Source organism: Providencia sp. 6390 (assembly GCF_058148425.1).
The window spans coordinates 145,356-161,678 of the sequence record NZ_JBYVYL010000011.1 but is presented as its reverse complement, the minus strand read 5'-3'; the positions used below and the strand labels follow the sequence as shown (position 1 = coordinate 161,678).

The 16,323-nt window shown below is 42.7% G+C and carries 13 protein-coding genes; all 13 read right to left on the bottom strand.

What is annotated here, in order from left to right; translation table 11 throughout:
- Positions 1 to 8 precede the first annotated feature (8 nt).
- Positions 9 to 764 (bottom strand): type IVB secretion system protein IcmH/DotU, encoded by a 756-nt coding sequence (gene icmH, locus AC3Z9T_RS19695; RefSeq protein WP_490127783.1) that lies wholly within the window; start codon positions 762 to 764, stop codon positions 9 to 11.
- Positions 757 to 2,115: a type VI secretion system baseplate subunit TssK gene (gene tssK / locus AC3Z9T_RS19690; RefSeq protein WP_490127782.1), complete on the bottom strand. Its 1,359-nt coding sequence runs from the start codon at positions 2,113 to 2,115 to the stop codon at positions 757 to 759. The genes icmH and tssK overlap by 8 nt, the downstream gene beginning before the upstream one ends.
- Before the next feature lies 1 nt (position 2,116).
- Positions 2,117 to 2,671 (bottom strand): type VI secretion system lipoprotein TssJ, encoded by a 555-nt coding sequence (gene tssJ, locus AC3Z9T_RS19685; RefSeq protein WP_490127781.1) that lies wholly within the window; start codon positions 2,669 to 2,671, stop codon positions 2,117 to 2,119.
- Position 2,672: 1 nt separating this feature from the next.
- Positions 2,673 to 3,944 carry a type VI secretion system-associated FHA domain protein TagH gene (gene tagH, locus AC3Z9T_RS19680; RefSeq protein WP_490127780.1) on the bottom strand — a complete coding sequence of 424 codons (1,272 nt, stop codon included), beginning with the start codon at positions 3,942 to 3,944 and terminating at the stop codon, positions 2,673 to 2,675.
- Between the two features lie 5 nt (positions 3,945 to 3,949).
- Positions 3,950 to 4,981 carry a type VI secretion system baseplate subunit TssG gene (tssG, locus tag AC3Z9T_RS19675; RefSeq protein ID WP_490127779.1) on the bottom strand — a complete coding sequence of 344 codons (1,032 nt, stop codon included), beginning with the start codon at positions 4,979 to 4,981 and terminating at the stop codon, positions 3,950 to 3,952.
- Positions 4,945 to 6,726, bottom strand: coding sequence for a type VI secretion system baseplate subunit TssF (gene tssF, locus AC3Z9T_RS19670; protein WP_490127778.1), 1,782 nt, complete (start codon positions 6,724 to 6,726; stop codon positions 4,945 to 4,947). The genes tssG and tssF overlap by 37 nt, the downstream gene beginning before the upstream one ends.
- 1 nt (position 6,727) lies before the next feature.
- Positions 6,728 to 7,165: a type VI secretion system baseplate subunit TssE gene (gene tssE / locus AC3Z9T_RS19665; RefSeq protein ID WP_490127777.1), complete on the bottom strand. Its 438-nt coding sequence runs from the start codon at positions 7,163 to 7,165 to the stop codon at positions 6,728 to 6,730.
- Positions 7,166 to 7,170: 5 nt separating this feature from the next.
- Positions 7,171 to 8,652 (bottom strand): type VI secretion system contractile sheath large subunit, encoded by a 1,482-nt coding sequence (tssC, locus tag AC3Z9T_RS19660; RefSeq protein WP_490127776.1) that lies wholly within the window; start codon positions 8,650 to 8,652, stop codon positions 7,171 to 7,173.
- Between the two features lie 20 nt (positions 8,653 to 8,672).
- Positions 8,673 to 9,170, bottom strand: a complete 498-nt coding sequence (gene tssB, locus AC3Z9T_RS19655; RefSeq protein WP_070929533.1) for a type VI secretion system contractile sheath small subunit — start codon at positions 9,168 to 9,170, stop codon at positions 8,673 to 8,675.
- 1,210 nt (positions 9,171 to 10,380) lie between these two features.
- A complete protein-coding gene (locus tag AC3Z9T_RS19650) occupies positions 10,381 to 12,690 on the bottom strand; it encodes a glycoside hydrolase family 15 protein (RefSeq protein WP_490127775.1) in 2,310 nt (769 codons plus the stop codon).
- The gene (gene zwf, locus AC3Z9T_RS19645; RefSeq protein WP_490127774.1) at positions 12,687 to 14,129 is read right to left on the bottom strand and encodes a glucose-6-phosphate dehydrogenase; all 1,443 of its coding nucleotides are present in this window, start codon (positions 14,127 to 14,129) and stop codon (positions 12,687 to 12,689) included. Before zwf ends, AC3Z9T_RS19650 begins: the two co-directional genes overlap by 4 nt.
- Entirely contained in the window at positions 14,126 to 15,178 is a 1,053-nt protein-coding gene (gnd, locus tag AC3Z9T_RS19640; protein WP_490127773.1) for a phosphogluconate dehydrogenase (NAD(+)-dependent, decarboxylating), read from the bottom strand. The genes zwf and gnd overlap by 4 nt, the downstream gene beginning before the upstream one ends.
- Positions 15,175 to 15,885 (bottom strand): ROK family protein, encoded by a 711-nt coding sequence (locus AC3Z9T_RS19635; RefSeq protein WP_490127772.1) that lies wholly within the window; start codon positions 15,883 to 15,885, stop codon positions 15,175 to 15,177. Before AC3Z9T_RS19635 ends, gnd begins: the two co-directional genes overlap by 4 nt.
- Between the last annotated feature and the right edge of the window lie 438 nt (positions 15,886 to 16,323).

Below are 16,323 nucleotides of genomic sequence, written 5' to 3'. Positions count from 1 at the left end.
AATGCGTCCTAACCGAGTAATGTATTAAGTTGTTCCACGATGCTGAGTGTCTGATGATTCAGTCGCGATGAGTAAATGGTGTAAATTACTGCTGCCAAAACCATCACAGCAATCACGATATAGCGGACACCGAAGCGCTTACCTAAGCGGTAGCGATGGTGTTTATTGCCGCCTTCATCAAAGAGAACGATAGGTTTTGCATCACCTCTCAGCTGTTGAATTTGTTTCTGTAAGCGCCTTAGTAAGTGATTGAATTCATCGTTTTGCCCCGTCGTCACTTTGTAGCGACCGCGGTAGCCAAGGCACAAACACAGATAAATAAACTCCAACAAATCAAGGTAACGTTTAGGTTCACCAAGTAACCGTTCGATTAATACGAATACTTTTTCTCCCCCCCAAGACTCGTTATGAAAATGCACCAGTAATGACTGCTTGATCCAATCATTCTGCTGATCCCAACCTAAGCCCAATGCGGTTTCATCAATAAAGGTGCACAGTACATAACGGAATGAAACGATGGCTCCCGGTTCATAACCTTGAGTTTGTAGCTGCTGTTCTATTGAAGTGATATCCGTCACTACCTGCTGATAAAGCTTGTCTGACAGCGGTGTCTCAGACATGGCTTTCATTCTCAACACCATGCCAAGCAATGGCGTTGCAGCATCAATCATGGGGTTGATGCTGTTGCCTCTCAGCGGCAGCTGATAATTTTTTTGTGAACGATTCGGTTTGACATAGTCATTGAGGAAAGCGGCATTAGTCATTATCTAACCCACCTCTTACCGCCCATAATTGGATATCCAACTCAAGGAAGTTGCCGGATACATGGAATGCCATGTTGGAATGCTGTTTGATCTCTTGCCACACATCACAGTTTTTATCGAGTTCAAAATAGTTATAACCCGAGTGGTATGGCAGCTCGCGTGGTGCAGTTGAAAGCGCAACCAATTTGACACCTGGAACCTGTACACTGACCACTTTACGAATGTTACCCACTGAGGTGATCTTCGATTGTTGCGGAAACTGCAAACGTAACTGCTCTTGTGGCATATTGGCTTTAACCGCAATGATAAAGGTCGCTTTTTGTAATAGCAGTTTGTCGTGGATCGTTGCCACACGAATACCGTGATCTTGAATTTCCATTGGAATAGAAACGGCACGAGGTGTTAGCACCACACTCAACGCTTCCCTAATATCTTTAATGAGCGGAAAGTAACTGGCGGCTAAATTAAAATGTTGATATTTAGCAACAGTTTCCGATAAGCGAGAGCTTTTGGTAAATGTTTGCAATTCACCACATAACTCCAGCAGATCACGGAACAGCCTTTCAGGATGAATAACAGGCTCTTGGATATAGTGGCTATACAATGGATAGGTGCGATTCACTACCTGTAACATCAGAAACTCAGCGACATCCGCAACACCTTGCTGCCCCGGAGAACCAATACGTGAAGCAATTTGTCTTGCTCGCTCAAATAGAGCCCCTTGTAGCTCAACTAAAAATTCACTCAGCACCGGAAAGATACGTATATTTAAACAAGCAGGAATAAAATCAGTCTCTATGGTTAAACCGCCATCAGCGCCACGCTCTCTGATTTTACAAATAGGTAGAGTGACATAGGCGTCCATTTCCTTGGAGCCTTGTTTTAAAATAGGTCTCAATTTAGCCACATGAATTGGGCTCACATCACCCCCTTCCGTGTGCAAATCACGCACGTCTTCCATGCTATCGCTATAACGTGATAACAAACGGTTACCGCTATGTTCAGTCGACACTTCATTAACTGTGCTATTAACCAAAGGAAATGCGAGGTAAATAACATTGTTATCACCTTCGTTGATGTTTTTAATATCAATCGGCTGAGGAAGAATGTCCTGTTCAGGCAATGAAAAAACGGTACCATCAGGCATCACACCAGCAGCATCTTTGATGCCAATACGCCCCATGCTGTACAGTTCTTCACTCATGGTTAGTGAAGTTAACCCCCAATAATGTGAGATATAACTTTTCAGTATGCTTTCCGTGACATAATCTTGATGGCGTTGCTGTTGTTGGAAATGTTGTGGCTTAATAAATAAACCTTCGCGCCAAATCACTCTATTTTTTGTCGACATACTAATCATCTTCCTCTTGTCTAAATTCGATTTCATTTCCTCTAATGTGCGCTAGGAGGAAGTAATGGCGCCCCTTACCACGAGCCTTGACGATTTTTTTCCATTCAGCATTGTCGGGGTCGGAGTAGTAGCCAATCACACCGATATAACGGTTATCAGGGTAAAGCTCGATATTCGGTAACGGCTTATATTGACCCGGTAAAATGGTGTAGTCCTGATGGTCGATATAGTTCTTTTTCAGTACTTTCTCGAGATTTCCGTCTTGCTCCTCAATTTGATCAAAATCGAGCGCAGCAAACAGAGAATCTTCATTCATATAAACAATTTGTAAGTTGATAGGTGTCGCCTCACCATCCTGATTCGGATTGATGTTTGGCTCAGCTAAAATGGTTAGAGAAATCGTTGATGGCCTATCTTCCGGCGGCCCAATCGGGATCGACGGATCTAAGATAACTTGACCTATTTTCGATACCGCTTCTAATGGCTTAGTACAACCACTGAGAACCACCATGGAAAACAGTAAAAATAGGTAACCGAGTAAGGTGTGTACACGCATATTACGCTTCCTCAAGCCCTTTTCTTAAGGCTCTGTCATAAGCATGGGTGTAAACTTCATAGAACAATTTTTCAAAGCCCTGCTGGCGCGAAGAAGACAGTTCTTTGTAATAGTTGTTGTACATTTCCCAAGCCCAAGCATCATCGGTCGATGTGTTATCAGATGCACGGCGGTAGTGCGCGAAACGGTTTAATAAATGCTCAGGTGAAAACGCCGCTAACATGGTGGACAGCGCAGTAGAAATGGCGGCCTGGTTGGCCTGATAGTGCAACTGCATATTATGTAAGCTTTCGGCTACCGCAGAAGGTGCAGAAAGGTGCACAGGGCTGCGTTCATCAGTGAACATCAACGCCATTGTTTCTTGATAACTGCTATTAAGACGCAGAGGATTGTCTTCAATCGGTCGTAATTGCTTATCTTGTAAACTTTCTTGCTGTTGCTGTAACGCCAGTAAACCTTCAACTGCAGAGCGAACGGTTTTTCCCAATTCCACTAAAAAATCATTCGCTTGCTGCGAGGTTTGTAGATTCAAGTGAATACCAAGCCCCTGCATTAATGGGTTTACAGCTACGTGCTCAATATCGGTAATCGAGTCATCGTGTGTTGGTGTGATTTTTGGTAAATCCATAAATTCCTGAACCATGGTGTTCCCTTGATTATCTGAAGATGGGTTGGCAGAAAATTGAGCGAAATGGGTGCCATTCATCAATAGTGAATCGGCAGATTGCTGTTTCGTCTGTGAAATGAGACTTAGGCTCTCATTTTCTAGTGCTTGAAGTGGGTCATAAGTTAGCGAACCTTGCACTGTTGGTGCGAGTTCATAATGAGTCGGTTCATAAGACTGAGCCGGTGAAGTATCAAACAAAGAATCAAGTGGATTGCTGTTACTTGAAACCAGTGACTGTGGCGTCACCGCCATTAAGTCTTCTTGAAGTTGCCCTGTTAAATTGATATTCACAGATAACTTAAGTTGACCAATTTTAATTTGATCACCATGAGCAAGCCTAACTGCATCGAGATAACTCGGTACAATTGCCTTGTTGACATACACCGATTCGGTACTGGCTTTAAGGCAAAAATGTTTATCCTTCCATAGGATAGAGCACTGCACTGGTGCAATGGAATTGTGGCTATCTTGTATCTGCCATTCACATTGCGGGCTGCTACCAATTTGCCCGCCGTCTTGCGAAAATGTCATACTCGAAACATGACCGCTTTCGAGTAGTTCACTATTTATCAAACGAAATGAAATTGTAGGTAAATACTTATCCATGCGATTTATTCCAGTACAGTGATGGTGACATTAGGCCGCTGTTCAGGCTTACCTAAGAAGCTTTGCCACCCTAATTGGTTGTGTTGCTGGCGGCCTAAACACAGCCCTTCTGCTTGTTTTTCTGCTATCTTTAACCGTAAATCCCACGCTAATTGCTCATGGAAGATGTAAGACACAAAGGCAACAAGAGGCAGAAAATCAGCGCCATTCGGTAAAAAAGCCATATAACGCTCAAGTGATAATTCACTAAGCTCGATAGTGCATTTGCCGTTACAATCGTAAATGTGCGCACCCAAGCTGAAGTTTTCACCAAGTAGCATGCGAGGTTGTGATTTTTTCCCTGCTTGATGTGAAATCACACCAAGCCTGTTTTGCTGATTTTCAGGGATCGGCACTTTACGCGTTTCCCAACCAATCACATCGACATGATCAAGGTCGAAACAATGTGCAACTAAACTGCTAATTACATCAGGCGAACGGCTTGGACTGGCTAATAACCCCGCGTAAGCTAGCATCTTGCTATGGTTGATATGCACGCGCTCGCGGTTGACTTCATTCCCTAATCCCACCAGCGAAAACATATAGCGAGAGAATGAATCAACGCCTTCATTTTCAAAGCAAATGTAATAGCGGTACTTGCGCCAAATACGATGTAGCAGAGAAACTAGCCGATGGTTGAACAGGTTCAAATAATCGGTCACACCGGGTAGCTGCTGAGCATCTTCCCAAGCGAAATCATCAAGGTAATAGCTAGGAAGTGGTGACTGGCTACCATGCAAACCTAAAAAAGAGACTTCAAGTTCAAAATGCCCTTGCGGGTCCTTCTCAACCGAGATCACATCTCTCGTTGGAAAGGCAATATTGGCGCACGATCTAAAACGGAGCAGCTCATCCGCTTTTGCTTGTTCAGATTCGTTTTTCAGCTTATTGAGTAGTTCAACAAGTTGATAAAAGTTGTAATCAGTAACAGAAGTGCCAGCCTTATCTAGCCAGCGCTCGATTACCTCAGTGTTTGCTGATTGATTTGAGCTGGCCACCGATAGGTTTCCTTGTTATCGATATTGAAGACTTCCAGTTCATGAAACATGTTCACGCTGGTATACAGAGCAAAAAATTGGGCAATCACGGTGCAGAATAGATACAAGCTGCCCTCACTCAAAAAGGCGCTTTGGCGCACAGTTAGCGTTGTTTTCAAGCCTCGAACAGGTAACCCACGGTAAGCGTGCTCAATTGGCGTGGTTTGCAAGTCAATCAGTGCATCTAAACATTGCTGAGACTGCCTTGCCGTCTGACGATGAAACACCGCGGGAAGATCGTAGAGTTGCAGTATTTGCTTTAACGACGTTAAATTCAGCAGCGATTGATAATTCAATGAAAGATTAGTTAATTCAGACCAATACAATGTTTGCCCCAATAGGGGGTATAACGGCATGGTTGGCTTGAACAAATTACTGGCTGATACCACGCCATCAGGGATCCAGTTCTTATCAAGAGAAATTGCATGGGTTGAAAGGCGTGAAGCAACATTGCGGTTAGTGCAATTTAGAGAAACGGAAACGGTTTCTTCACAATGCTGTAATTTCGTCTCACTATCACGCACAAAAGACAGGGTGTGAGAATAGCCAGCGCCTTCTTTCGCATGATTGATTTTTAATCGATAGTAACCGTGATTTTTATCTTTAAGGTTGTGGCTTTGATGATGGAAACTTTCAAACGCCGTGTAATTAACAGCATAAGGTGTGGCGTTTTGTGGATACCTTAGCCCCTGTACTTGGTTAATCGAAAAGATATCGTAACACAGCGGAGTACGGTAACTCGCACTCAATACGTAATCATCATTTTTCCCTGTTAGGTCAATTGCCTCACTATCAATAGGGAAAAGATTCGCGATGGGGACACAGTTAAGTTTGATACTGTCATTGCGGATCACAACGGCATCGGGGATTTCACAATCAAAATTGATAACAAGTTTAAATGAGTCCGTATTCAATGCTAAAGGAAGATCATCTAGCCCTTTAAAATCCATAAACATAAAGGCTTCAGGGAAGCAGAAATACTCCTGCAAGATCCGATAGCCATCGTAACTATTTTTAGGGTAAGGCAGTAAGGCGTCTTCTTTTTTGAAACCAACAGGAGCCGCAGCAAAATTATCTAATGGCAACCGATGATGTTCAGCTAGTAATGTTACGTCCTTAACTTTATGACTTAATAGATAAAACAACTGGTTGGTGGTATAGGTTGCGCCATTCAAATGAACGCGTAACTTATCTAACCCTATTTCTGCCAGCACGCGGGGCTTATCTAATTGAAAGACAATCTCAATGCTTGCGGTATTCTGTTGTATCTGTGAAATTTTTGCAGGCAGTAACCAAAGGTCTCGACATTGGCTAAAACGACATTGATGCAAGCTGTCTGAATTGGGGTTGTCCCCTTGTACATACAATGGTCTTGCCACAAAAGGATGACCTGCCGCGACTTTACTTGCCTGATTCAGTACATGAGCATCCACACAATACTCTGCAATCGTCATACTTGGAAAAGGACGTGCGTACGCAGGCCACAGCATATTCACTAAGCTGCTCGTTAACTCAGAAAACTGCCTGTCTAGCTGTTCACGCAAATTACCTGAAAGATAGGCAACCCCTTCCATCAAGCGTGCACCATCAGGATCCTGTAGTTGATTGGACAATAAATCAACGAGGTGAGGTTTTTCTACTGCGACCTCGCGAGCGAGTTCTTGCAGGTACTTTAGTTCATTTTCAAAATATGGGCTTGAGGGCATATTAGAACTGTTTCAATTGGTATCGCCGATTATTGTCGAGCTGCATGCTAAATTCGATGAGTTGGCGCTGGTTGTCTAAATCAATAAAAGCGATGATGCTGAATTGGAGCAACAATGCATCGGCATCGCTTTCAATAAATGAGACCTGTACATTACTGATACGAGGCTCATAAGCTCTGATGCATTCTGTGATGGAGTTTTCCAAGCTCTTGCGAAAATCCATTGCGGCTTGCGTTGCGTCATTTAAATCAGGCACACCCAAGTCCGCTGAACTTTGGCAAGCATCAGGCCGGCTATTCAAAATTTGCTTTAAGTTTTGCTTGATTGATTTAACCAATGCATCCATGCGAGCGTGATGAGAAGAGCCAGAGCTCTTCCCTTGGATGCGCTCAAATAAACTGGCAGTCTCCGAAGACTCCCAGTTATAGTTAGCGGCCATGACGCTTACTCTTTGTCTAAGCGGCCAACAAGCGACAGCTCAAAGTTTGCACCCATATACTTAAAGTGAGGGCGAACTTGAATTGCGACTTGATACCAGCCAGGATCCCCTGCGACATCGAGAACTTGGATCTGTGCTGAACGCAGTGGGCGCTTGCTACGCACATCTGCTGGCGGGTTTTCTTGATCAGCAATGTATTGCTTCAACCAGATATTCAGTTCACGTTCCAAATCTTGGCGCTCTTTCCATGAGCCGATTTGTTCACGCTGCAACACTTTAATGTAATGCGCTAAACGGTTGATAATGAACATGTAAGGTAATTGAGTTCCCAATTTATAATTGGTCTCTGCAATTTTACCTTCATGGGTATTTGGATAGGTTTTTGGCTTTTGCACTGAGTTTGCAGAGAAGAATGCCGCATTATCGCTGCCTTTACGCATCGTCAATGTGATAAAACCTTCTTCCGCCAATTCAAATTCGCGACGATCAGTGACTAAAACTTCAGTTGGGATTTTAGCCTGTAATTCACCCATGGCTTCAAACACATGCACAGGTAAATCATTCACTGTTCCACCACTTTGTGGGCCAATAATATTTGGGCACCAACGATATTTCGCAAAACTGTCGTTAATGCAGCTTGCTAACAAGAACGCAGTATTACCCCACAGGTAATGATCATGATCTTGTTTTACATTTTCGTTGTAATTAAACAGCTTAACTGGGTTATCTGTTGGTGAATATGGCAAACGCAACAAGAAACGCGGCGCAGTCAATCCCAGGTAACGTGAATCTTCCGCTTCACGCAAAGAGCGCCATTTGGTATGTGCTGGGCCTTCAAAAACAGATTTAATGTCTTTGATTGCTGGCAGCTCAGCGTAGCTGTTGATACCAAAGAAATTAGGCGCTACTGATGATAAGAATGGAGCATGTGCCATTGCGCCAACCGCGCTGACATATTGCATTAATTTCAGATCAGGAGTGGTGTTGTTGAAGGCATAGTTACCGACAACTGTTGCCACAGGCTCACCACCAAACTGTCCATAGCCTGATGAGTAAACATGTTGGTAGAACCCTGATTGAACAATTTCAGGAGAAAACTCAAAATCTTCTAACAACTCTTCTTTGGTTGCGTGAAGAATATTAATTTTGATGTTTTCTCTAAAGTCAGTGCGGTCAACCAACAATTTCAATGAGCGCCATGAAGATTCCAATTCTTGGAATTTAGGCGCATGAAGAATTTGGTCAACTTGAGCACTTAATTTGTTGTCCAATTCAACCAGCATCTTATCAATCAATAGCTTATTGATTTGCTCATCTTCATTTTGGCTAGCAAAGATATTGCTGATAAATGCAGCGACACCTTGTTTTGCAATACCATAAGCTTCTGATTCAGGCGACATGCGTGATTGAGCCATAATTTCATCGAGCAGTGATCCGCTAGATGATGAGGCAACTTGTTGTTCCTGAGTTTCACTATTTAACGACATGAAATAATCCTCTATAAACATTATTTTTGGCTAGCGATATCGAGCTCTTTCAACAGCTGCTCACGAGTATCTTCATTTTCTAGAAGCTCTTGCAGACGTTTTCTAAAAGCAGGAATATTGCCAAGAGGACCTTTTAAGGCGACTAACGCTTCCCTCAGTTCCAATAATTTTTTCAATTCAGGAACTTGGCGTGCAACATTATCAGGGGAAAAATCTTGTAGAGATTTAATATCTAAATTGACGTTAAGTTCAGAATCACTTTTCTCATCAAGTGTATTTTCAACATTGATATTCAAACTAATTCCAGCGCTTTCCATCACTGAATTAAAGTTATTCTGATTTACTGAAACTGCCTTACGCTCTTCAATTGGAGTTTCCTCTGTTCGACCGATCATATCACCTACGATCAGCATATTAAGCGGCAACTCTATTTCAGATTTGGCTCCACCATCATTAGGTGTATATTTGATATTAATTCTTTCTTTTGGCGCAACGCTACCGAGATCTTTTTTACTCATTATAAGTTAAGCTCCTTATTAGCTTAAAATCTTATTGCATGATTAAAAAACGCTCAAAATTATAATGAATAATAAATTCAGAGCATAGGACTCCTAATGAGTAATTTCTCACTCACTAAAAGAGTTAAATTGTCCCGGTGGTAAAAAATAGATAATTATTTATATTTGATATTTTACTTTGTTTCAGAACATCCTATATAAATTCTGCTTATGGTCAATAGTAAATCATCACTTAATATAAATGTTTTTTGCAACCATATGTTGCAGAAAGTCTAAAGTTATAGGAAAGTCAAACAATTAGTATAGTCGTAGAGAGATTAAACATCATGGAATACTCACAATATGATTAGACCCTTAATTAAATAGTGAAAGTTTATGGTGTTAATAACAATGATAAAGATGAAACACATATCATGAGTATTGTTTATTTTTTTCACAATAACTCTTTTAATTACAGCTAATTATTTCGAAGGAAAATGGCCAAATTACATATGCCAATCAATAACTATACTGGGCTTTATCTGTTTATTAAAAAACAAAAAATGACTAATTAAATATGAATAAATGATTATTCAATAAACAAATAATTAGGATAAAACTGAGAGTCTTTAGTTAAAATAAATATAAACAAATATTCAAAATAAGATTAATCAGGCTAATATTGAGGTTAATTATTAATATTAAGATAACATTAGCAATAGTTAACATTAAATATAGTTTATTTTATTTATTATTTATTTTGTTAATGTTTTCGATACAAATTTAATCATTATTAGACCAACCCCATAGATTCTACTATTAATCGACGTAGAACATGTACGCCTAATATGAGTATAAAATATGGGGAAACCCTCATCCATTAATTAGAGTAATGAATAAGAGCATTAAAATAATACATTCAGGATACTCTTTTCGAGTTTATCGACTTCAACAATATTCTTCGATGATAAAAACTAGGGATTGCTGCGTAAATAAATCGATTTTTGATAAAAAATGAAAGAAATATGGAATAATAGTCAACATCATTATTTTATTTGTCTGCGGTCGTTACGGTTTTTGAAATAAACAAGGAAAATCAATTCATTGATTTTCGGCTGATAACACGGAGCGGAAAAACCGCGCTTTTATCCCGCTTCGTCAACAACATGAGGCACTCGATGCTACGAGTGCCTCATGCCGCAGACAAACGTATTTTGTTTGTCTGCGGTCGTTAAGCTTTGATATCCACGTACCAGTCGCGGCCTTCCCAGCCACGGCCGTCGAACCTGCGAGTAAATTGCAGCGATTTTCCGGCTAATGTGCTGACATCTAATGTAACACCATAAAGCCCTAGACCAAGAGGTTGGCTGCTCTGCTCTTGAATATCCTGCCAATTGTCATAACCATAATGCAGAACAAATGGCTCTTGTGCTTCAATCCACAGCTCATGAGAGGTAGGTACGAAGCCACAAGGTTGGCTATCACGCCAATGGCGTGCTCGCGCGACGGGTGGTTGAATACCATAGCGCCCACTAACCGATTTTAATTGCTCAATCGGAATACCTGTTTTTTGCACATAAATTAGCTTAATCAACTCTGCATGTGCCCAAATCAATGGCATGGCGCTACCACTTGGCCTTCCGGTGAGCAACCCTCGTTCAGGAATACTTTCCTGATCCCAAATTTGCTCAGGTAACATTCCACCAGTACTGGCAGAGGCTAAAATCGCATTTAAATACGGCGTGACATCTTGCTTACAAGCGGCTGCATAATGCCCTCGTTCACCACTTAATAGCGGCCACAAACGCCCAACGCCACTACCGTCAAATGCACGCCCATCTTCATGTTCACCATAACCATCTTCGTTATAACGATAATAGTATGGCCCAGCAGGTAATTGCACACACAGCAACTTATCAACCAATTTCGTCGTATCTTCAATTCGCTTATCTGTCGCTCTACGTAAGCCTAAACGAACTAAATACAGATACTCCATGCCTAACAGCGCTCGTGTGTTGATAGTTTCGTTGTTGCGGTTACGCAGCATCACATCGCCAAAACGCGCTGAATGACAATTTGGGTTCAAACGAACATAGTGCCCAGCTATCTCTGATTCACGATCGAGTTTGGTATCTTTTACATAAACCCATGATTCAAGGCGTTCGTTCCAATCATCCGCTAAATCAAGCGCATATTGCTTGTCACCCTCTTCGAGGAAGCCAGCCTTTGCCCCAGCAACCAATGCTGCAATGGAAACCGACAAAGTAAACGGGTTAATACCTGCATTCTCTTCCCAGCGATCTTGTGGGCTAGCAGGCCCATATTGCGCAATAAATGCCAATGCTTTACGTGCCATGTGGATCGCAGCACCTTGCATTTCACCCAGTAACCCTTGTTCATGCAGTTTCGCGGCAAAAAGTACCGGTAACGCCACCTCGTCTAGCTGAATGCCTTGCCAATATGGTTGACCATCAGTGAAATTGTTTTGCATCCAGTGACCATCTGGCTGCTGAATAGCAATCAAATAAGCCATCAGTGCACGTACTTCTGCGATCAAGCCACAAGCTAACATGGCAAAACCAACTTCAACAGAATCGCGAGGCCACACGAGATGATAGCCACCTGCATCTTTATGGGTATCACCCCACGGAGTACTTAAACTTGCGACTAATGAACCCGGGAAAGTGCGCCCTTCGTGAGTTTTGATCACTGCAATCGAAGTGCGCACTGCATCAGATAAGTTTTTAGGTAGTTTATCCAAACCAGGGAAATTGACCGTTTCATTCCATGCCGCCCATAAATATGCATATTGGCGTCGTGCTTCTTGGTAGCCTGCGGCAATCGAGCTGTCCGCCAGCGTTGCTGCACCTTGCGCACTGTCCGAAAACGCTAACGCTAACACGCCTGAATTATGATTGAGTTCCCCCATCATCGCGAGGTTACCCGGCCCTGCTTGCTGGTATTCCCAACTCATATACCCATTTTGGCTAAAGTCTTGCCATCCATCAGAGCTGCCAACGTAACCCACGCTAGCACGGTTGAAACCGTTTTCCGCAGCTAATATTAAATAGCGCCCTTTTTTATGAGCGGCTAAGCCTTGAGGAGTGATAGATGCATAATTATCATCTCCATCACCACCGATATGGGGTGCTAACAGCGGATATAACCTAAGCCCTTCACCTTCAAGGTGATACCGAATCAGTAGCACATCACGTGCAGGATCCGTGATGATTTCTAATTCAAGGCGGTAGCGTTCATGATGATGAACAATTTTAGGGATCGGCAAAGAAGATGATGGCGTAGTCAGCTCATATTGATTGACCCGTTTTACTTCAGACCAAAAATCATCCCCTGCAATGATAAAGCCTAAATCACGAATATGCGGTGTACTGCAAGAAGGCCAATAGACTTCATTTAAGATACCATAGCCTACAGTAAACCATACGCGACCTTGCCCTATCGCCGTTCCTACCATATCTTTTGCACTGCTGGTCCATGTTGCAGTGCTACCCGGGCCGCCGGGCGCTTGTTGCTCACTCATTCGCTGCTCTCCTGTTCGAAGAGAGAACGCCATTGGTGCCCCGAACGCATAATTCTTGATTGTGTATCAGGCCCTTGAGTTCCCGCTTTATACAGATCAGGCATGCCTTGCTGCCAAGCTTTTAATGCAGGATCAATGATCCGCCATGCCCATTCAACTTCATCAAAGCGTAAAAAGTGAGCCCCCTCACCGTTCAACGCATCAATCAGCAACTGCTCATAGGCTGATACTTCATATTGGCCGGGCTGAGTATAAGGTGCACTTAGTGTGATGCCATGCGTATTCAAATGCATACCGGGCAATTTTGCCGTCATGTGCATATCCATACCCATAGTGGGTGAGAGCCTAAAGACTAGCCAATTATTATCGACTTCAACGCCACCCGGTAATGCCCCTGCGGGGGCTTTAAACTGCACCGCAATTTCAGCATAGTTATTCGCTAAGCGCTTGCCACTACGCAAATAGAACGGCACGCCTTTCCAACGCCAGTTGTCAATTTCAATCCGTAATGCAGCAAAGGTTTCTGTGTTGGTATCCACAGGGATCCCCGGCTCATTGCAATAGTCCGTCGCCGTTTCACCATTCACTTGCCCTGCACAATATTGTCCGCGTACCGCCCAATCATTTGCATTCATATCATCGGTCGGACGAATCGATTTCAGCACTTCTACTTTATGGTCACGGAGAATTTCACCATCCCAGCGGCCTAATGGCTCAATCGCTGCTAATGTTAACAGCTGCATTAAGTGGTTTTGCAGCATGTCGCGCATCGCTCCCGAGTGGTCGTAATACACTGCACGGTTTTCAACTCCCAGCGTTTCTGCATAGGTAATTTGTACTTGTTCAATATGTTCCGCATTCCAAACGGGTGCCAATACACGGTTCGCAAAGCGGAAAATCATTAGGTTTTGGGTGGCTTCTTTACCTAAGAAGTGGTCAATGCGATACACTTGCGATTCGTTCCAATAAGCGTGGACTTGCTCACGCAATACTTTTGCAGAAGCTAAATCGGTGCCGAATGGTTTTTCAATAATAATACGTCGCCAGTTGTCACCGTCTTCTTTGGATAACCCTGCTTCACCAATCGCTTGTGCAGCTTGCCCAAACAGCGTTGGCGGCAATGCAAGGTAAAACAAAGCTGATGGCGTTAATTTATTTTCAAGCGCTCGTAATGCATCCGCTTCGAGGGAGCCACTGACAAAATCTAAATGCTCACTGAACGTTTTCCATTCTGATTCATTGAAATCATTAATAAACTCAGCAAGGGCATCATGAATATGTTTTAAAAAAGCATCGCGATCCCACTTATCAATCGAATAACCAATAATATTCAGATCAGGGATCAACCCCAGCCGATGCAGACGAAATAACGATGGCATCAATAAGCGTTTGGTGAGATCGCCACTTGCTCCTAAGATCACTAAAGAAAGACGACTCATTTATCGCCCCCTTGATCCACTGATTTTTCTTTATGGCCGCCGAATGCATGACGCATTGCTGATTGAACACGATCAGCAAACAGGTCATTATCGCGAGAGGTGAAGCGTGAATAGAGCGCGCTCGTTAGCACTGGTGCGGGGACCCCTAGGTCGATTGCCGCAGTGGATGTCCAGCGGCCTTCACCTGAATCGGAGACACGGCCTGCATAATTTTCCAAATCAGGTGATTGATGCATCTCTTGAGCGATCAGATCGAGCAACCATGATCCAACTACACTACCACGACGCCACAACTCACTGATCTCACCAACTGGTAGCTTGTATTGATAATATTCAGGGTGTTCAAGCGGTGCAGTTTCTGCATCAGCAGCAACTGGATTTAAACCTTGATCTGCGTGCTTAAGAATGTTCAAACCTTCTGCATAAGCCGCCATCAAGCCATATTCAATGCCATTGTGTACCATTTTAACAAAGTGGCCGGCACCACTAGGCCCACAATATAAATAACCTTGTTCAGCAGGAGAAGGTTCGCCGTTGTTACCTTCGGTACGCGGGGCCGCATCCACACCCGGTGCTAATGCACGAAAAACCGGTTCTAAGTATTGATAGTGTTCTTTCGGCCCACCAATCATTTGGCAATAACCACGTTCTTCACCCCATACGCCGCCACTTACGCCAACATCCATATAATTCAGCCCCTCCGCTTTTAATGCATTGGCGCGACGAATATCTTCAGTGAAATGAGAATTACCACCATCAATCAGCGTGTCACCTTTCTCTAATAATGGCTTGAGCTGTGCAATAACGGTGTCAACAACAGCTGCCGGTAGCATCAACCAAATATGCCTTGGCGCTTGCATATTTTTTACCATCTCCTCAAGAGAGCTGTTAAAAATAACGCTATCAGGCAATTGTTGGCGAATAGCCGCATTTTGATCGTACACCACACATGAAATGCCTGCTTGCTGGATACGACGCACCATCGCAGCACCCATTCTGCCAAGTCCAATAAAACCCAGTTGAAGCTGATTTACAGATGATTGATTCATAGGTTATTTCCCCAAATTCTGATCCCACCAAGAAAGGCTTTGTCGTTATCTCCACGTCGGACATGTTCAGGTAGTTCAGTAAAGTGATGCACGTTACCGCCACCAATCACAATGTAGTCCGGCATTAATGCTTGATAAAAATAGTCCACAATCGTCAATACGCTATTTCGCCACACCTCATCGCCAACGGACCCACGATAGTGTTCACTCACATAGTATTCATAATCGTGCTCAAGGTATGGCAGATGGGCGATTTCCATTGGCTGTAATTGCTGGTTTACCACCAAAGCACTTCCCAGCCCCGTTCCTAGCCCTAAAAACAACATGCTGCCGCCTTCATAGCTACCAACAGCTTGCATGGCGGCATCATTAATCAAACGTATCGGACATGAAAAGGCATTTACTAAATCGAAACCAACCCAGCCACGCCCTAAATTCACTGGCTCTTTAAGGATACGATTACCTGAAATAGGCGATGGGAAGCCAATGCTCACGCCATCAAATGACGATGGATCAACATATTGATTAATATCCTGAATAAATTGTTCTGGTGTCATCTCATGCCCAGAAACAAATTCAATCGCAGCCGTATTCGGCGCGGTATAGAGTTTGACGTGAGTGCCGCCAACATCTATCACTAAGATCCGTTTGGTGGTAGGAACATCCGAAATGGTGATCACACAGGATGTTTGACTGTTTAAAGGCATAGAAAGGTTTCTCCGCTTTAGCAGCTTCGATGATGAATGCTTCCACTCTTAAGCCAACACATTGGCTTAGCCTTTTCCCTTAGATGATAAGAGACTGATGTTAATACCAGTCAAGAATTGATAATAAGTTTAAATTTTATTTTTAGTTGGTAAAAAAAGTATACTCACAATTAGTTTTAATAAAAGTAAAAATGACGTCAATTAAATAAAACTTAATTAGCACTTTATATTCATTGTCATTTAACGATGCTATTAATGTTTAATTTTCAACACACCGAAAATGACTTTGAAAAATAATAATCATATAAATACCATCGGTTTACGCTCTTTAAATTTTATTTTTCATCATCTATGATTATTAAGGAATAGGAAGATCGACTCTCTAACTCTATTACAACCTTCTATGAAAACTACATTTATTGAACGTTAAATATTAAG